At 40.0% G+C, this 17,931-nt stretch carries 12 protein-coding genes, 9 tRNA genes, 1 rRNA gene and 2 other annotated features; all 22 genes read right to left on the reverse strand.

The window, feature by feature from the left end; translation table 11 throughout:
- Nucleotides 1-106: 106 nt before the first annotated feature.
- A tRNA-Ala gene (locus BN1066_RS00050) sits at nt 107-182 on the reverse strand.
- Between the two features lie 13 nt (nt 183-195).
- Nucleotides 196-272: transfer RNA gene (locus BN1066_RS00055), tRNA-Pro, on the reverse strand.
- A 5-nt stretch (nt 273-277) separates the two neighbouring features.
- Nucleotides 278-354 (reverse strand) — tRNA-Arg (locus BN1066_RS00060).
- A gap of 6 nt (nt 355-360) precedes the next feature.
- A tRNA-Leu gene (locus tag BN1066_RS00065) sits at nt 361-446 on the reverse strand.
- A gap of 6 nt (nt 447-452) precedes the next feature.
- A tRNA-Gly gene (locus BN1066_RS00070) sits at nt 453-527 on the reverse strand.
- 27 nt (nt 528-554) lie between these two features.
- Nucleotides 555-639, reverse strand: a tRNA-Leu gene (locus BN1066_RS00075).
- Nucleotides 640-655: 16 nt separating this feature from the next.
- Nucleotides 656-731, reverse strand: a tRNA-Lys gene (locus tag BN1066_RS00080).
- A 50-nt stretch (nt 732-781) separates the two neighbouring features.
- Nucleotides 782-857: transfer RNA gene (locus BN1066_RS00085), tRNA-Thr, on the reverse strand.
- A gap of 3 nt (nt 858-860) precedes the next feature.
- A tRNA-Val gene (locus tag BN1066_RS00090) sits at nt 861-936 on the reverse strand.
- 38 nt (nt 937-974) lie between these two features.
- Nucleotides 975-1,090 (reverse strand): 5S ribosomal RNA (gene rrf / locus BN1066_RS00095).
- A 158-nt stretch (nt 1,091-1,248) separates the two neighbouring features.
- Nucleotides 1,249-2,114 (reverse strand) — a sequence feature (23S ribosomal RNA rRNA prediction is too short).
- Between the two features lie 5 nt (nt 2,115-2,119).
- Nucleotides 2,120-2,855: a sequence feature (23S ribosomal RNA rRNA prediction is too short), on the reverse strand.
- A 1,404-nt stretch (nt 2,856-4,259) separates the two neighbouring features.
- A complete protein-coding gene (gene lysS, locus BN1066_RS00100; RefSeq protein ID WP_179104245.1) occupies nt 4,260-5,744 on the reverse strand; it encodes a lysine--tRNA ligase in 1,485 nt (494 codons plus the stop codon).
- A 325-nt stretch (nt 5,745-6,069) separates the two neighbouring features.
- The gene (dusB, locus tag BN1066_RS00105; RefSeq protein WP_077317473.1) at nt 6,070-7,059 is read right to left on the reverse strand and encodes a tRNA dihydrouridine synthase DusB; all 990 of its coding nucleotides are present in this window, start codon (nt 7,057-7,059) and stop codon (nt 6,070-6,072) included.
- Nucleotides 7,060-7,078: 19 nt separating this feature from the next.
- Nucleotides 7,079-7,306: a helix-turn-helix domain-containing protein gene (locus tag BN1066_RS00110; RefSeq protein WP_077317474.1), complete on the reverse strand. Its 228-nt coding sequence runs from the start codon at nt 7,304-7,306 to the stop codon at nt 7,079-7,081.
- Nucleotides 7,276-7,794, reverse strand: a complete 519-nt coding sequence (folK, locus tag BN1066_RS00115) for a 2-amino-4-hydroxy-6-hydroxymethyldihydropteridine diphosphokinase (protein ID WP_077317475.1) — start codon at nt 7,792-7,794, stop codon at nt 7,276-7,278. Before folK ends, BN1066_RS00110 begins: the two co-directional genes overlap by 31 nt.
- The gene (folB, locus tag BN1066_RS00120) at nt 7,791-8,156 is read right to left on the reverse strand and encodes a dihydroneopterin aldolase (RefSeq protein ID WP_077317637.1); all 366 of its coding nucleotides are present in this window, start codon (nt 8,154-8,156) and stop codon (nt 7,791-7,793) included. Before folB ends, folK begins: the two co-directional genes overlap by 4 nt.
- A 4-nt stretch (nt 8,157-8,160) precedes the next feature.
- Nucleotides 8,161-8,982 (reverse strand): dihydropteroate synthase, encoded by an 822-nt coding sequence (gene folP, locus BN1066_RS00125; RefSeq protein ID WP_077317476.1) that lies wholly within the window; start codon nt 8,980-8,982, stop codon nt 8,161-8,163.
- Between the two features lie 844 nt (nt 8,983-9,826).
- Nucleotides 9,827-10,756 carry a cysteine synthase A gene (gene cysK, locus BN1066_RS00130; protein WP_077317477.1) on the reverse strand — a complete coding sequence of 310 codons (930 nt, stop codon included), beginning with the start codon at nt 10,754-10,756 and terminating at the stop codon, nt 9,827-9,829.
- A 78-nt stretch (nt 10,757-10,834) separates the two neighbouring features.
- Entirely contained in the window at nt 10,835-11,746 is a 912-nt protein-coding gene (locus BN1066_RS00135; RefSeq protein ID WP_077317478.1) for a peptidylprolyl isomerase, read from the reverse strand.
- A 906-nt stretch (nt 11,747-12,652) separates the two neighbouring features.
- Nucleotides 12,653-13,531, reverse strand: a complete 879-nt coding sequence (gene hslO, locus BN1066_RS00140; RefSeq protein ID WP_077317479.1) for an Hsp33 family molecular chaperone HslO — start codon at nt 13,529-13,531, stop codon at nt 12,653-12,655.
- A gap of 29 nt (nt 13,532-13,560) precedes the next feature.
- Nucleotides 13,561-14,334, reverse strand: coding sequence for a type III pantothenate kinase (locus BN1066_RS00145; RefSeq protein WP_077317480.1), 774 nt, complete (start codon nt 14,332-14,334; stop codon nt 13,561-13,563).
- Between the two features lie 850 nt (nt 14,335-15,184).
- Nucleotides 15,185-17,239, reverse strand: a complete 2,055-nt coding sequence (ftsH, locus tag BN1066_RS00150) for an ATP-dependent zinc metalloprotease FtsH (RefSeq protein ID WP_077317481.1) — start codon at nt 17,237-17,239, stop codon at nt 15,185-15,187.
- 136 nt (nt 17,240-17,375) lie between these two features.
- Nucleotides 17,376-17,918: a hypoxanthine phosphoribosyltransferase gene (gene hpt, locus BN1066_RS00155; protein WP_077317482.1), complete on the reverse strand. Its 543-nt coding sequence runs from the start codon at nt 17,916-17,918 to the stop codon at nt 17,376-17,378.
- Nucleotides 17,919-17,931 lie beyond the last annotated feature (13 nt).

A 17,931-nucleotide genomic window follows, 5' to 3' on the forward strand; every position in this document is an offset into this window, starting at 1 on the left:
ATTTCTTAGCTTCTCTCAAGATCTCTCTTGAGTTATTTCTTAGAAAAACAGAGACTGCTTTTCTTGACATACTGGTTGTTTTGTTCAGTTTTCAAAGAGCAAATGTTGGTGGAGCCTAGCGGGATCGAACCGCTGACCTCCTGCGTGCAAGGCAGGCGCTCTCCCAGCTGAGCTAAGGCCCCTTATTAAAAACACTGGTCGGGAAGACAGGATTCGAACCTGCGACCCCATGGTCCCAAACCATGTGCTCTACCAAGCTGAGCTACTTCCCGAATCATGGCGCGCCCGAGAGGAGTCGAACCCCTAACCTTTTGATCCGTAGTCAAACGCTCTATCCAATTGAGCTACGGGCGCATATAGTGCCGAGGGCCGGACTCGAACCGGCACGGTAGTAACCTACCGCAGGATTTTAAGTCCTGTGCGTCTGCCAATTCCGCCACCCCGGCTTGGCTTGGAGCGGAAGACGGGATTCGAACCCGCGACCCCCACCTTGGCAAGGTGGTGTTCTACCACTGAACTACTTCCGCAATTAAACCATTAAATAATCAAGGTATTGGTGCGGGTGGAGGGAGTTGAACCCCCACGTCCGAAGACACTAGATCCTAAGTCTAGCGCGTCTGCCAATTCCGCCACACCCGCAAATCTTTCATTGTAATGGTGAGCCATGGAGGATTCGAACCTCCGACCCTCTGATTAAAAGTCAGATGCTCTACCGACTGAGCTAATGGCTCATATGGATAATGCTGTTAATATCCTGTTAAACCTTTATACTATAATAAGCTGGTGCCGGCCAGAGGACTTGAACCCCCAACCTACTGATTACAAGTCAGTTGCTCTACCAATTGAGCTAGGCCGGCGAATGGTGGAGGATGCAGGGCTCGAACCTGCGACCCCTTGCTTGTAAGGCAAGTGCTCTCCCAGCTGAGCTAATCCTCCACTATGTATATAACTTAAAGTCTAAGTAATCTTAGTATGCCTGGCGGCGTCCTACTCTTGCAGGGGCAAAGCCCCAACTACCATCGGCGCTGGAGAGCTTAACTTCTGTGTTCGGTATGGAAACAGGTGTGACCTCTCCGCTATTGCTACCAGACATGATGTTTATATTGTTCTAAAAAATAGGCACAAGCCTTATTATAATTGTTTTCGTAAAAAAAGCAAGTACTTTTTATCAAAAAATATGGATCATACCTTAAAAACTAAATAAGAGATCATTCAACGACTATCTTTCCATTAGATTTAGTTAAGTCCTCGATCGATTAGTATTCGTCAGCTTCACGTGTCACCACGCTTCTACCTCGAACCTATCTACCTCATCATCTTTGAGGGATCTTACTCACTTGACGTGATGGGAGGTCTCATCTTGAGGGGGGCTTCATGCTTAGATGCTTTCAGCACTTATCCCTGCCACACGTAGCTACCCAGCTGTGCTCCTGGCGGAACAACTGGTACACCAGCGGTGTGTCCATCCCGGTCCTCTCGTACTAAGGACAGCTCCTCTCAAACCTCCAACGCCCACGACGGATAGGGACCGAACTGTCTCACGACGTTCTGAACCCAGCTCGCGTACCGCTTTAATGGGCGAACAGCCCAACCCTTGGGACCGACTACAGCCCCAGGATGCGATGAGCCGACATCGAGGTGCCAAACCTCCCCGTCGATGTGAACTCTTGGGGGAGATAAGCCTGTTATCCCCGGGGTAGCTTTTATCCGTTGAGCGATGGCCCTTCCATGCGGAACCACCGGATCACTAAGCCCGACTTTCGTCCCTGCTCGACTTGTAGGTCTCGCAGTCAAGCTCCCTTCTGCCTTTACACTCTGCGAATGATTTCCAACCATTCTGAGGGAACCTTTGGGCGCCTCCGTTACCTTTTGGGAGGCGACCGCCCCAGTCAAACTGCCCGCCTGACACTGTCTCCGGACCGGATCACGGCCCTGGGTTAGAAGGTTCATACAGCCAGGGTGGTATCCCACGGGTGCCTCCACGTAAGCTGGCGCTCACGCTTCGATGGCTCCCACCTATCCTGTACAAGCTGTACAAACATTCAATATCAGGCTACAGTAAAGCTCCACGGGGTCTTTCCGTCCTGTCGCGGGTAATGCGCATCTTCACGCATCGTATAATTTCACCGGGTCTCTCGTTGAGACAGTGCCCAAGTCGTTGCACCTTTCGTGCGGGTCGGAACTTACCCGACAAGGAATTTCGCTACCTTAGGACCGTTATAGTTACGGCCGCCGTTCACTGGGGCTTCAGTTCTACGCTTCGTACCGAAGTACTAACGCTTCCCCTTTACCTTCCAGCACCGGGCAGGTGTCAGCCCCTATACTTCGCCTTTCGGCTTCGCAGAGACCTGTGTTTTTGCTAAACAGTCGCTTGGGCCTATTCACTGCGGCTCCTCCTACAAGGAGCACCCCTTCTCCCGAAGTTACGGGGTCATTTTGCCGAGTTCCTTAACGAGAGTTCTCCCGCTCACCTTAGGATTCTCTCCTCGCCTACCTGTGTCGGTTTGCGGTACGGGCACCTATGAGCTCACTAGAGGCTTTTCTTGGCAGTGTGAAATCCGGAACTTCGGTACTCATGTTCCCTCCCCGTCACAGCTTAGAATTATCGGACGGATTTTCCTATCCGACTCCCTTGCTGCTTGGGCGCACGCTTCCATCCGTGCGCTTTCCTTATCCTACTGCGTCCCCCCATCGCTCAAACACTCATGAGGTGGTACAGGAATATCTACCTGTTGTCCATCGCCTACGCCTTTCGGCCTCGGCTTAGGTCCCGACTAACCCTGAGAGGACGAGCCTTCCTCAGGAAACCTTAGGCTTTCGGTGAAAGAGATTCTCACTCTTTTTTCGCTACTCATACCGGCATTCTCACTTCAAAGCGCTCCACCAGTCCTCACGGTCTNTTAACTGTCTTTTGCGACAGCAACTTTTTTATTATACCATTTTGAAAAACGTTTGTCAAACATTTTTTATTTGACAATTTGTTAATCAAATTGGCGACTCTATTAATATACCATGCTGATCGATAGAAGTCAATACTTTTTAATGATTTTTTAATCGATCATTTTTATTTAGGTTATTGCTTACTCAAGCAACGATAATTAATTTACCATGTTTACACCTTGAAATCAAGACTTTTTTTATTGAAAGTTAATTTTTAGTGTTTATATAATTCAATATTTTATTCAAACTAGTGCTAAAATCTTTGAAATCTACATATAGACAGTAAGAATTGATTCATAAAGTGAATCTTTAATCAGCGGGGTTTCTTTTATCCTCAACTGATTGTTAGTACCGCAAGGATATGGCCTAAAAGCTTCTGAACAGAATCGACATTTGACTTGCAGTTGGCTCCTCCACCTAGTCTCTTGAGTTCACCTCATAGCATAGAATAACAGGTCTTACTTTCAGTTACATGTGGGATCAAAAAGCGGTAAAGCATACCACTTAAAAAGAACTCCTATTTTAACTGGAAACTGCTTCGTCATAAGGGAGTTGTTCGAAAAATGAATTTATCGTACATAAGAATGAATAATACGAAGTTAAACCGATGTAGTAAATAATTTTAATGTCTAAATCTACGCCAAAAATGGGAATCTAGCTACATATACTCTAAACAACGCTGCGTCAAACTTTTGATGCATGGACTAGCACTACCCTTGAAACAGGATAAACACCCATAGCAATACATCACACGAAGAAAAGCACTTTTTCTATGTGCGGTATATTGCGTACCTTAGCTTTCCTTGTCCTGTCACCCCAAAGAGTTTAGGAGCCGCTTCTCTTATAAAATTCGCAAAATAATAAGCAGATTTTCCAAATGAGAGAAATACGACTCCTTCCATTCGAATAAAGAAAACAGGCCTCTAAAACAGGAGGTTGCCGGCGCCTGAGCGGCAAGCCCGCTTTTAGGCCTTCCTTTAGATTCCAGCCAATGTTAACTTATCGTAGAAAAATAATCGATGTTTGCTGCAGATAAGAGCTTAAGGTAGACGACGAAACTACTTTAAAAAAAGATAACCGCCAAGTAAAAGCGGATATAAATTCCTAAACAAGAATAAAAACGAGAAACGCCTTGGTCTGCCCCGACAAGCACTGGAGCTCCGACAAGGAGGGTTCCCACGCCACAGGAGGAGTGAAGCAACCCCGAAGATCTAGGTGCTAGAGCTAGGTGTGGATGAACAAATTTTACAGTTTCCTAAACAATTTAAAAAAACAAAGGGACATTTAGAGTCTCCTTTGTCTTTAAAATGGTGTACCGTTTATTTATTTTTCATTTGCGGAAACAACAACACATCACGAATGGAAGCAGAATTCGTTAGGAGCATAACAAGCCGATCGACTCCTATGCCTAACCCACCAGTTGGCGGCATACCATATTCCAATGCCTCTATGAAATCCGTATCCATATAATGTGCTTCATCGTTTCCAGCTGCTCGTTCTTTAACCTGAGCTTCAAATCGTTCTTTTTGATCGATTGGGTCATTTAATTCACTAAACGCATTTGCATGTTCCCTTCCAACAATAAACAATTCAAAACGATCGGTAAAGCGCTCATCATCTTTGTTTTTCTTTGCAAGCGGAGAAATTTCTACTGGATGCCCATAAATAAATGTTGGTTGAATAAGTTCTTCTTCCACCAATTGCTCAAAAAATTCATTTACAATATGGCCATATGTCATCGTTTCTTTAATCTCCACATCATGCTCTTTAGCAAGCGCTCGTGCTTCTTCATCCGTCATTTGCTGCCAAAAATCTACTCCGGTTTTTTCTTTTACCGCATCAACCATATGCTTCCTCGTCCATTTTGGAGCTAGATCTATTTCGTAATCTCCATACGTTATCATAGTAGTACCTAACACTTCTTTAGCAATATGAGATATTAACTTTTCGGTTAATATCATAATGTCTTGAAAATCTGCATATGCCTCATACAACTCGATCATCGTGAATTCTGGGTTATGTCTTGTAGATACACCTTCATTACGAAACACTCTCCCAATTTCATACACCTTTTCTATACCGCCAACAACTAACCGTTTCAAATGCAGCTCAATAGCTATTCGCATATATAATGGAATATCTAAAGCGTTATGATGCGTTATAAATGGCCTTGCAGTTGCACCTCCAGGTATTCCGTGCAGCATCGGAGTTTCTACTTCTAAGAAACCTTGTCCATCTAAATAACGACGCATTGCTTGAATAATTTTACTCCTTAAAACAAAGGTTTCCTTACTTTCCATATTCATGATTAAATCTAAATAGCGTTGACGATAGCGCTGTTCGATGTCTTTTAAACCGTGATATTTCTCAGGTAATGGTCGCAATGCCTTGGTCAACAGCCGAAAATCATTAACTTTAACAGATAATTCGCCTACCTTTGTTTTAAACATGGTCCCTTTGACACCAACGATATCTCCCAAATCAATTGTTTTGAAAATCTCATATGCTGCCTCTCCTACTGTATCTTTACGCACATACAATTGAATTTGACCGCTAACATCTTGAATATGGGCAAAACCAGCTTTCCCTTTTCCACGCTTTGTCATGATTCGCCCTGCAATAGTCACTTCTTCTTCCTTACCCTCTAATTCCTCTTTCGTGTAGCGATCGTATAAATCTTTTAACTCACTTGCAACATGCGTCCGTGCAAACTTTCCACCAAACGGATCTATTCCTTGCGATTGTAATTGTTCCAATTTTTCTCTACGAACCCGCATATGTTCATTTAATTCCTCTGACACCATGATCACTCCAGTTCTTTTCTAATTAGGTAGTATAGCTGATTTACCCTCATCTTTCATGTATTAACTGTATAGAAAACAAATAAAAGAGCTGGCACCAATAAAATAATACATACTAACTAGGCAATCCTGAGAAAAGCCACCACATAGATTGCTTTCACTTTACTTGTAATGTGCAGCAAAGCTCCATCATTATTTCCATTTAAAAGCTCTGACATTGGTAAAAATCTGCCAGCAGAACTAACAGATTTAAACCTTTCACTTCCTTAAAGAGTATGAAATATTTTTAATACAAACTTCATGTTCACAGCAGATGAAGCAACTTCGATTAAGAAGCTTTTGGATCTTGCTCTAATTCATGAGCATACGTATATAAAATATTGAGTAATCCATCTCGAGTATCTACATCATTTATTTTTCGCCTTACTCTGCCATTACCACGTAACCCTTTCAAATACCAAGCTGCATGTTTGCGCATTTCCATAATTGCTATTTTTTCACCCTTCATATGAATTAGTCGATCCATATGAAGCGCACAAACATCTATTTTTTCCTTTGGAGTAGGATTACTAATTAAATCGCCCGTCTCTAAATACTTCACTGTTTGATAAATGATCCATGGATTTCCTAGAGCAGCTCGACCAATCATGATTGCATCGACACCGGTCTCATCTAGGCGTTGCTTTGCAATTTGCGGACTATCAACATCGCCATTTCCAATAACCGGAATTGAGACTGCTTCCTTAACTTGTTTTATAATATTCCAATCAGCTACTCCCTCGTACAGCTGTTTCCTTGTTCTACCATGAATAGCTATTGCCTTTGCCCCCGCTTCTTGAATAGCTTTTGCATTATCCACCGCATATATATGATTCTCATCCCAACCACTACGCATTTTTACTGTCACTGGCTTTTCTACTTCACGGACAACAGCAGATACCATTTCATAAATCTTATCTGGATCAAGCAGCCAACGAGCACCCGCATCACATTTGGTGATTTTTGGAACAGGGCAGCCCATATTGATATCAATAATAGAAGCATTTGTATGTTGATCAACAAAAGAGGCGGCTTTAACTAACGTATCTTTTTCCCCGCCAAAAATTTGTAAGCTCATCGGCATTTCTTCTTCATCAATATAGAGCATATTCATGGTTTTATCGTTTTTATTAACAATCCCCTTATCGCTTACCATCTCTGCAGTAACAAGGCCTGCACCAAATTCCTTTACCGTTAAACGGAAGGCATAATTACTTACACCAGCCATAGGTGCCAGCACAACTCGGTTTGGAACCGTAATATCGCCGATTTGAAACATGATGATACCCCTCCTTTTCTTAATAGCTTTCGCCGTCATTTTTGTCGCATAAAATAAGCTCTTCCTTCGATATATCAAGTGTAGCTATTATCTTGTCTAAAAGATCCTCGGAAACGGACTTAGAACCTCTTTCCATTCTCCCTAAAACAGATAATGGTATTTCCAATTCTTTGGCAAATTCAACTTGTGTATATCCCTTTAATTTACGAAATGCTTTTATTCTTCGACCGATTCTTTTTTGGTCCATATTTCTACATCCTTTAAGTCATTTCCTGATAGTTCTTTTATTGCATCAACAACACATTTATTTTCCATAGTTAAAGGCAACACCGTATTCGGTGCAATCTCATTTAATGGAACCAGCACAAATGCACGCTCATGCATTCGTGGATGTGGAATTGTTAAACGTTCCATCTTTATATTTTCTTGATTATACAATAAAATGTCAAGGTCTATCGTACGTGGACCAAATCGGATAGTTCGCCTTCTGCCTAATTCCTTTTCTATTTGTTGACAGTAGTCTAATAACTCTATAGGCGTACAATCTGTTTCTGCCTGAATAACCATATTTAAGAAGTCAGCTTGATTTGTATATCCTACAGGAGCTGTTTCATAAATAGATGATTGCTTGAGGATAGATATTTTCTTATGCTCCTGAAGGCGTCGTAATGCTTCTTGCAAATGGTTAAATCGTGGCTCAATATTCGTTCCTAAAGCGATATATACTTTATTCATTTTGATTTCTCCCTATATATTTCTACTGCCACGGATTGATAATGACCTGGAATCGGCGGATCTGGTTTAATAAGCTTAATTTTACAAGCTTGTAATAAGCTAAAGGTAGATAAGAGCTTATCAGCAATTTTTTCGGCAACTGCTTCTAATAAATTCTTTGCTTCCCCTTCTACTACTTCTTTAATACATTCATAGGCGTATCCATAATGAATGGAATGATTCATATCATCACTTTTGCCAGCCTTAGTTAGATCCAGATATAGAACCGCATCAACTTGAAAACGTTGCCCTAGCTTGTTCTCTTCAGGAAGTAGCCCATGAAACCCATAAAATTGTAATTGTTGCAAATAAATTTTATCCACTAAATTACCTTCTTTCCACATGCAACATAGCATCCATCATTTTAGCTAGCTGAACATTTGTCTTTACATCATGAACCCGAACAATTTGTGCACCTTTCATAATTCCCATGCAAGTCGTTGCTCCTGTTCCTATATCTCTCTGTTCAGCCGGTACATCCAAAATATGTCCAATGAACCGTTTTCTTGACGTACCTAAAAGTAATGGATATCCTAGCTGCTGAAATTCTTCTAACCGATTCATCACAACTAAATTATCCTCCATCGCTTTGGCAAAGCCAATACCGGGATCAATGAGGATGTTTTCATGTGAAACACCTGCGCTCAATGCAATCTCAATACTTGCTTTTAAATCGGACAGCATATCGGCTATTAAATTTTTATAATTCCTATCTCTCCGGTTATGCATTAAAATAATTGGTGCTTGATAATCCCTTGCAACCTCTACTATTTCCGGCTCACGCTTTGCTCCCCATACATCGTTAATAATGTCTGCTCCTGCCTCCAGAGCAGCTTGAGCTGTTTTAGCTTTATACGTATCGATCGATATTGGAATCGTAACTTTATCCTTAATAGCTTCAATCACGGGAATCACTCTCGCTAGTTCCTCTTCCTGAGAAACAGGCTGATGATTTGGTCGGGTCGATTCACCACCAATATCAATAATATCTGCTCCATCTTTCTCTAATTTCATGGCCTGTTCTACCGCTTTTTCAACTGTATTATAGTGGCCACCATCGGAAAAAGAGTCAGGAGTTACATTTAAAATTCCCATAATATATGTGTGATCGGTTAAATCATAGGTTTTCTTTTTAGTTGTTAACCGCATCTTCCACCAGTCCTTCTTTCATCTTTATTCTTTCTTATGGTAACATAGAAATTTTTTGTAAGCGACCTTTACTTTATTTACACAAAGCAGCATAACAGATTATCTTTCAGCCCTAACATATCTTTAGAAATGGTTATAAATGAACAAATGCTTAAGATAGGTTAGCGATGTACAAACTGGAGAACTGCTGACGAAATAAAGTGAATATTCTATCACCCCCAACTGATTGTTAGACCACCGAATCGGACATTTGACTTGCAGTTAGACCCTCCACTTATCCTCCTAAGTTTCACCTCGTAACATGGACTCGTAGCATGGAAGGGGAGGTCTACTGCTTAGTTACATGCAGGATAAAGTGAAACTTCATTCAAGGAGTGTTTTTCTCCTTGAACAACCGTGATGTGTCGCTGTCTAGCCTTCTATGTCCTTGAAAAAGAAGAACGCATTTTCTGCGTGCAATGCTTGTTCAAGAAGCTTTCCTTTTCTGTCGATCCGAGCGATTTGAACTCATAAAGATCAGAAAAAGTAAGTAGATTTTTTCAAATGAGAAAGATACGGCTCCTTACATTCGAGATAAAGGAAACATCCCCCTGTAACAGGGGGATGCCGACATTGGGCGACAAGTCTGCTTTTAGTCGGCCTTCCTTTAGATTCGAACAGATGTTAACCTTATCGTAGAAGAAGAGCGAAGTTTGCTTGAGCTCCATTACTTGAGCTAGACAGAAAAAGCTACTTTTCAAACCAATTATCTACCTCCACCATATAGAAACGGATATAAATTCCTAGACTAGCATAAAAACCAGTACCGTTGTTCCGATACTGGTTACGCATAAAAGCCTATAATTTATTCGTTTTCCCCAAAATGATAAAGTGGAGTAGATAAATAACGTTCCCCATTATCTGGGAATATAGCTAATACTTTCTTGCCTTTACCTAGTTCTTTAGCAATTTTTTTCGCAGCGGCTACAGCTGCGCCTGCAGAAATACCACCTAATATTCCATTGGTCGTAGCAATTTCTCTGGCCGTTTCAAAAGCCTCTTCGTTTTCAATTTGTAATACTTTATCGTATATATGTGTATCCAATATCTTCGGTACAAAACCTGCACCTATCCCCTGAATTTTGTGTGGACCTGGTTTTTCTCCAGAGAGTACAGCAGATGTTGCTGGTTCGACAGCATATATTTTAATATCTTTAAAATGCTCTTTTAGCACTCTACCCGCTCCTGTAATCGTACCTCCTGTACCGATACCAGCAATAAAGGCATCTAATCCCTCAGACATTTGGGAAATGATTTCTTTTCCTGTCGTTTTTTCATGAACTTCGGGATTTGCCTCATTATTAAATTGCTGCGGCATAAAATATCCATGTTCTTTTTGCAGCTCTTCTGCTTTATTTATTGCCCCCTTCATTCCTTCAGCACCAGGCGTTAATACTAACTTAGCACCATAAGCACGTAATAGATTACGGCGTTCCTGACTCATCGTATCCGGCATCACTAAGATTGCTTTATAACCTTTGGCAGCAGCTACCATCGCTAAGCCTATTCCAGTATTCCCACTTGTTGGTTCAATAATGGTATCTCCTTCATTAAGTAAGCCTTCCTTCTCAGCAGCTTCTACCATTGCTAAAGCAATTCGATCTTTTACTGAACTTCCCGGATTCATAAATTCTAATTTCACATAAATATCAGCACTATTTTCATCAACTATATTATTTAACCTTACAATTGGCGTTTCTCCAATAAGCTCCGCTATCGAATTTGCAACTTTCATCTCAAGGCCTCCTAATTCCTACTTTTTTTATCTGATTTATTATAAATTTACGAGTTTATTTTGATCTTGTCAACTATCCTATTCAGATTTTTCGTAAATCCACTCAATATCTTGCTTTTCCCAAAGTGAATCAGCATCTAATGACTGATTTTTTTCATTTAGTGCTAATTCGCTTTTGATATACGGTTTTATTTCCTCATAGGTAAACGTAATCGAAGGAAGCTTACGATGTAAATATAAAATAGCTATACCATTATCTGCTTCAAATGGTTTACTATAAGAATGTTCATTCATCTTAGCAGCAATTTCCTCATAGCCTTTAGGAAAAAATTGGCTTTCTGTTGAAATAAACCCTAAATATCCACCTTCCGATTTCGTTTCTTCATCCAGTGAATATTCTTGTGCTAATAAGCTATACGACGCCCCTGACTCTAACTCCTCATAAATTTTCTCCGCTGTTTTCTTATCCTTTACTACAATATGTGAAAGCTGCATGGAAGATGTGAAGTTGTAGTGTTTCCCATATCTTGCATAATACTCTTTGATTTTGGCTTCGGAAACAGGTATATCTTCCGTTAGTAACATTTGCAGTTGATAGCGATAACGTATATCATCTTCCCAATCTGCTTCTAATTCTTTATATTCAGACCTTGATAACACCCCTTGCATTGCAAGCAGGAGTGAAATTTCTCGTTCTATCACCTTATCACTAATCTTGATCCTATTCTTTTCTGCTAACTGCTGAACAAGAATGCGATCAATCATTGCCTTCAGCTTTTCTTCTCCATACGTATTCTTTAAAGCTTCGTGCCATTTTTGATAAGTGATGTCTTCTCCATTTACAGTTGCCACCACTTCCTTATTGCTAAATTTCCGTTTTACTCCATCATTTTTTACATCTACTTGCCCGTTATTACTCCAAACTAATATCATACCAATATTCGTAATTAAAAGAATAATAATGATTCCAAGTAATAGTTTTTTTGACATTTCCTGCTCCTCCCATACTTAGGTACAATTAGCCTTAAGAAGCTATACAAGCACAGCAACTAAGCTAATCCTAGGCTTACATAATAATGTGAGACTTCAAGCCTATTTATCCTCTTTTTGAACGTACACTTATACATATGTACATTCAAAGGTTTTAGAAAAACTTGGCTTGTCGCCAAGTCTTTAGCGAAAGCTGTAGTTTTTCTTATACGATAAAGTGAAACTTCATTCCGTGGAATGCTTTTTACACGGAATGTTAGTTTGAACGAATCGGCATTTAGGTGCCGTTTTCTTCCACTTTGACCCTTTTGTACCAACTCAGGATCTTATAGTGGAAGTCCTACGGCACCTTACATGCGGGATAAACCCTAAAATTTTATACTTTCCTAAAGTATAAGAAAGAGTTATAACATCTTTCTTTAGCAGTATGTCCAAACTTTACACGCCATTTACATGAAACTTGTATAAGCTAAATTTAACATAATATTCCTTTCTTCCTCATGCAACACAAAAATGAGGGTTTCTGTTCACTTGAATGTTTGTTTACATCAAAAGTAAGATTGGCATATTAAAGTGATACTTCGTTCCGTAGAGGTTTTCTTTCATCCCTATTGATAGGAGTAGAACAAAAGTGCAAGCGAAGGTGGTGACGTACAAACTGGAGAACTTCTGACGATATGTAAAACTTCATTCAAGGTACTTTCCCCTTGAATAATAGGGATTTAGTTCCCGTTATCTTTCATAGGCTTCTTCTTCTTTTCTATCGCTCTTGAAGGGGGGATCTTATACAGGATAACTTGCGCCTGGCTTCTACTTACATTTAAATTTTTTACTTGTTTACATTTTAGTTGTTAGTAAAGCTAAAAATCGCAGTAACGTCTGCGATTTTTAGCTAATTTTTAATGATTATTTTGCTTGTTCTTTTAGATTAATTAACTCTTCTTCTGTAAAATGGTAAGTATGATTACAAAAATGACAGCTAGCCTCAGCTCCGTGATCTTCATCGATCATATTTTGAATTTCAGCTTCTCCTAATCCAATAATAGCTCGCTCTACCCGTTCTTTTGAGCATCGACAACGGAATTCCAACGGGATAGACTCAAGCAGCTTCATCTCCTGGTCACCAAATAGGCGCTGTAATATTTGCTCAGGTTTATTTCCTTCACGAATTAATGCGGAAATAGCTGGGAAAGCTTGTATTTGTTCTTCTAACTGTTCGACTACCTCTTCACTTGCGTCTGGCATCAGTTGGACAATAAACCCTCCAGCAGCTAAAATGCTATGATCAGGATTTACTAATACGCCTGCGCCAACAGCTGAAGGGATTTGTTCAGAATTCGAAAAATAATAAGTAAAGTCTTCGCTAATTTCCCCGGAAATAATCGGAACTTCCCCAGTAAAGAAGTCTCTTAATCCTAAATCCTTAATGACACTAATATTTCCTTCCGTACCGACAGCCCTAGCCACATCCAACTTCCCTTGAGAATTTAGTTCAAAATCAACATGAGGATTCGTTACATAACCGCGAACTTGCCCGTTTGCATTCGCATCTGCAATAATTGCTCCAATTGGACCATTCCCAATTACTTTCGTTGTAATGGTGTCTTCCCCTTTTAGCATTGCTCCCATCATCGCTGTAATCGTAAGTGTTCTGCCTAGCGCAGCTGAAGCCGTTGCCCATGTGTCATGTCGCCTTCTCGCCTCTTCCACAGTATGGGTAGAGAGCGCAGCATACGCACGTACCTTGTCATCATAAGCAGTTGCTTTTATTATAAAATCTTTCATGACTTGTTCTCCCTTCTGCCAGGAAAAAGCTATTCTGGTTTGTTTTTGTTATAAATATACCGTAATCCCTTTAAAGTTAAATAAGGATCTACAATAGCTATCATTTTTGATTCATCAGCAATTAATGGCGATAGTCCCCCTGTTGCTACAACAGTTGTCCTAACACCCATTTCTTTCTCTATACGACGCACAATCCCGTCAACTTGCTCTACATAACCATATAGAGCACCAGCCTGCATTGCCTCTACAGTAGATGAGCCAATGACACTCGGTGGAACTTGAATTTCTATTTTCGGTAATTTAGAAGCATATTGATACAAGGCTTCCATCGCTATCTGCATTCCTGGGGCAATGACTCCGCCGTAATATTCTTTTTGTTCACTAATGTAGCAATAGGTCGTCGCCGTCCCAAAGTCAATGATAATAAGCGGTGCACCATACTCCTCAATCGCTCCAACTGCATTCACAATCCGGTCCGCCCCAATTTCTTTTGGGTTTGGATAACGCATTTTTAAAAAGGAATCTACTGCTTCCTTGCCAATGATCAATGGCTCTATTTGAAAATAGTTTTTACACATCTTTTCTAAAGCATACATAATAGGAGGTACTACGGAAGAAATAATTACTGCTGTAATTTCTGAAAAAGCAACACCTTTATGTGCAAATAATGACTTAATTAGCATGCCAAATTCATCTTCTGTCTTATGACGGTCCGTTTTTATTCGCCATTGATGAATTAATTTATCATCAGCAAAAACACCCAGGACCGTATTCGTATTTCCAACATCTAATACAAATAACATAAAGATCCTTACCTTTCTTCTAAGAGAATGTTTAATATTTTGTCTAAATAATCCATTTATAATTTCTTCAAATATTAGCATGTACAAAATTTCAACGCGAAGTTAAGTCGACGCGAGTGGAATTTTAATAACGTATATAAGGCCCCATCATCTCTACTGCTTTTATGGTTTGAAATTAAAAAGACGAAGTGATGTGATAACTGGCAACTAAATACCCGATTGGCTTGGGCGACAAACATCGCACGAAGAAAAAGTGTTCTTCTTTTCCAAGAACAAGAGAAGCTTTGACAACGATACATCGCTAGTTTTCTTAACGTCAAGAAAAACAGCGACACGGCACATCGAAGACGCTGCGATCTTACCTGAACTGTGTTTTTTTAATCCTGTTTGAAACACGCATTTTAAAATAACACTTATTTTTTGCACTATTAATTTTACTTGGCTTTTAATATACCATATTTATAAACACAGTTAAAAGCATGACAACTGAGTAATATATTACACATGTTTGATACGATCTCTTAAGCAATCAATTCGAAAAACTAGGGATCATAAGTTAGCTGTTAGTCAGCCCAATTTCGGTGCACCTTGTAGAAGAATAATGTACTTTCTTTTTCCCGTACTATAAGGGGATCATAACAAACAACGTGGTTTTCTTTTATGCCCAATTAATTGTACCGCAAGGGAATGATTTAACAGCCTCTGAACAGAGTAGAACATTTTACTTGCGATTGGATCCTCCACTTATCCTCTTGGGTTTCACCTCGTAGCAGGAAGGGCAGTTACATACGAAATAAAAAACACCCCCACCTTGCTCATCTCATTAAGGTGGGGGGAGATCCATTCCTTTTTATTTCTCCTCTTCATCTTCTGCTGTCGGTTTATTATCCGTTCTGATTTCATGAGATGTTGGAGACGTTTTTATTTCATCAAATGAAGTAGATACATTACTATCTTTAGAAGGCTGCTCTGTTGTTTGTTCGTTTAACTTTTTGCTAGCTTTTTCTTTTGCTTCTTCATAAGATTCCGGTTCATCTTCTTTAGATTGAATATTCACCTTTACCTTATCGTCGTCTTCTGGAGGTAATACTCCATCTTCAAAAAGCGACTTAAGCTGCTTAGCATCAAGCGTTTCTACTTCTAGTAAAGTTTGTGCAATTAACTCAAGCTTATCCTTATGCTCAGTAAGGATTTTTTTAGCTCGATCATAACAATAATTAATAAAGTTTTGCATTTCTTTATCAATCTCTCGAGCAATCGCTTCACTATAGGTTTGTTCATTGCTGAGATCACGACCAAGAAAGACTTGTCCGCTACCACTAGTAAATTGTAATGGTCCAATTTTATCACTCATGCCATACTCTGTAATCATTTTTCGAGCAATGGCTGTTGCACGTTGAAAGTCATTATGTGCACCTGTACTTACTTCACCAAACATAATTTCCTCAGCTACACGACCACCTAATAGCCCTGTTATCTTATCAAACAATTCAGGTTTGGTCATGAAATAACGATCTTCTCTTGGAAGCATGACAGCATAACCACCGGCCTGGCCACGAGGAACGATCGTAACCTTATGCACCATGTCGGCATCATCTAAAACCATGCCAATAACGGTGTGACCACTTTCATGATGGGCGACAATATTACGCTCTTTTTCAGAAATAACTCTGCTTTTCTTTGCAGGTCCAGCGATAACACGGTCAATTGCCTCATCAATATCTAACATTTCAATTTTAGTAGCATCTCTTCTTGCCGCTACTAATGCAGCTTCGTTTAGTAAGTTTTCTAAATCTGCACCCGAAAATCCAGGTGTTCGCATAGCAATTGTTTTTAAATCTACATCGTCAGCTAACGGTTTATTTCTAGCATGTACTTTTAACACTTCTTGGCGTCCTTTTACATCTGGCCGGTCCACCATAATTTGACGATCAAAACGTCCTGGACGCAATAACGCCGGGTCTAAAATATCTGCACGGTTCGTTGCTGCAATGACGATAATACCTTCATTTGCACCAAAACCATCCATTTCCACCAGCAACTGGTTTAATGTTTGTTCCCGTTCATCATGACCGCCACCAAGACCAGCTCCACGTTGTCTACCAACTGCATCAATCTCATCTATAAAAATAATACAAGGTGCGTTCTTTTTCGCATTTTCAAATAAATCGCGTACACGGGATGCACCAACACCAACGAACATCTCCACAAAATCAGAACCACTGATAGAGAAAAATGGTGTTCCTGCCTCGCCGGCTACAGCACGCGCTAATAACGTTTTACCAGTTCCAGGAGGTCCAACAAGCAACACTCCTTTTGGAATTCGCGCACCGAGTGAAGCAAATTTACGTGGATCTTTTAGAAAGTCAACCACTTCTACTAGTTCTTGCTTCTCTTCATCTGCACCAGCAACATCTTTAAAGCGTACTTTCTTTTTATCCTCGGTATACATCTTCGCCTTACTCTTACCGAAGTTCATCACACGGCCTCCGCCGCCGCCACCTTGGGCTTGACTAAGGATAAACAAGAAAAAGAGTCCGATAATCAGGAAAGGAATCATCGTTGTTAAAAGCGTTACCCACATACTAGGCTGTTCTTCTTCTTCTACCTTAAGTACACTTTGTTCATTTGCTTGCTTCGTAATCGAAGCAATAATCTCTGTATTATCAGGAACTTGTGCAATAAAAGGCTTTTCATCATCATTTAAAGTTCCTTTATAACGAATAATGCCATTAGCAGGCTGCATCGTCATTTCTTTAATTTCGCCATTATTTAAAGCATCCATAAATTGCTTAACATTATATTGTTTTGCTTCTTCATTCGGCCCAGTGAATACTGAAATAACCGCGATAATTACAAAGAAAATCAGTATCCAAAAGAACGCGTTCCGAAATATCCGGTTCATTACTTACCTCCTCCCAAGCGGGGAAAAACTATATTAAATCGTACCATATAAAAAAGTTGCAATACAACTAATTTACCTTAATAACTTCATTTACTTAAAAAAATTTAGTGTTAATTATTTGACTGTTATATTTGACCTATGTTCCACCATACACTTCAGGCTTTAAAACGCCAATATATGGAAGGTTTCTGTACTTTTCCTGATAATCCAAACCATAGCCCACGACAAACTCATTTGGCACTTCAAAGCCAATAAGATCCGCTTTAATATCGGCTGTTCTTCCTGATGGCTTATCAAGTAGTGTAACTATTTTGATGGAATTTGCTTTTCGATACTTAAATAAATCAACTAAATAACGCAATGTTAACCCACTATCGATAATATCCTCAATAATTAATAAATCCCGACCTTCTACTTTAGTATCAAGGTCTTTAACGATCTTCACCTCTCCAGAGGAGCGCATTTCCTTGCCATAGCTGGACACATCCATAAAGTCCATTTCTAAATAAGTTTCTGTATAACGTAATACATCAGACATGAAGGGCATAGCACCTTTTAATACTCCAATAGCCAGTGGGAACTTCCCCTCATACTCCTTCGTTAGCTGAGCTCCTAATTCTTTACATTTGTTTGCAATCTCCTCTTCTGATATTAACACTTCTTTAATATCATTATGCATATAATCTGCTCCT

This window comes from Virgibacillus proomii (assembly GCF_900162615.1).
GTDB classification, from domain to species: domain Bacteria; phylum Bacillota; class Bacilli; order Bacillales; family Amphibacillaceae; genus Virgibacillus; species Virgibacillus proomii.

Bases quoted from the DNA above. Each gene is read 5' to 3' on its own strand.
- BN1066_RS00145 (WP_077317480.1), bottom strand. From the start codon at position 14,334: ATGTTATTTGTATTAGATGTTGGAAATACGAATACGGTCCTGGGTGTT.
- BN1066_RS00135 (WP_077317478.1), bottom strand. From the start codon at position 11,746: ATGTCAAAAAAACTATTACTTGGAATCATTATTATTCTTTTAATTACG.
- dusB (WP_077317473.1), bottom strand. From the start codon at position 7,059: ATGTTTCAAATCGGCGATATTACGGTTCCAAACCGAGTTGTGCTGGCA.
- folP (WP_077317476.1), bottom strand. From the start codon at position 8,982: ATGCGGTTAACAACTAAAAAGAAAACCTATGATTTAACCGATCACACA.
- ftsH (WP_077317481.1), bottom strand. From the start codon at position 17,239: ATGAACCGGATATTTCGGAACGCGTTCTTTTGGATACTGATTTTCTTT.
- hslO (WP_077317479.1), bottom strand. From the start codon at position 13,531: ATGAAAGATTTTATAATAAAAGCAACTGCTTATGATGACAAGGTACGT.
- cysK (WP_077317477.1), bottom strand. From the start codon at position 10,756: ATGAAAGTTGCAAATTCGATAGCGGAGCTTATTGGAGAAACGCCAATT.
- hpt (WP_077317482.1), bottom strand. From the start codon at position 17,918: ATGCATAATGATATTAAAGAAGTGTTAATATCAGAAGAGGAGATTGCA.
- BN1066_RS00110 (WP_077317474.1), bottom strand. From the start codon at position 7,306: ATGGACCAAAAAAGAATCGGTCGAAGAATAAAAGCATTTCGTAAATTA.
- folK (WP_077317475.1), bottom strand. From the start codon at position 7,794: ATGAATAAAGTATATATCGCTTTAGGAACGAATATTGAGCCACGATTT.
- lysS (WP_179104245.1), bottom strand. From the start codon at position 5,744: ATGGTGTCAGAGGAATTAAATGAACATATGCGGGTTCGTAGAGAAAAA.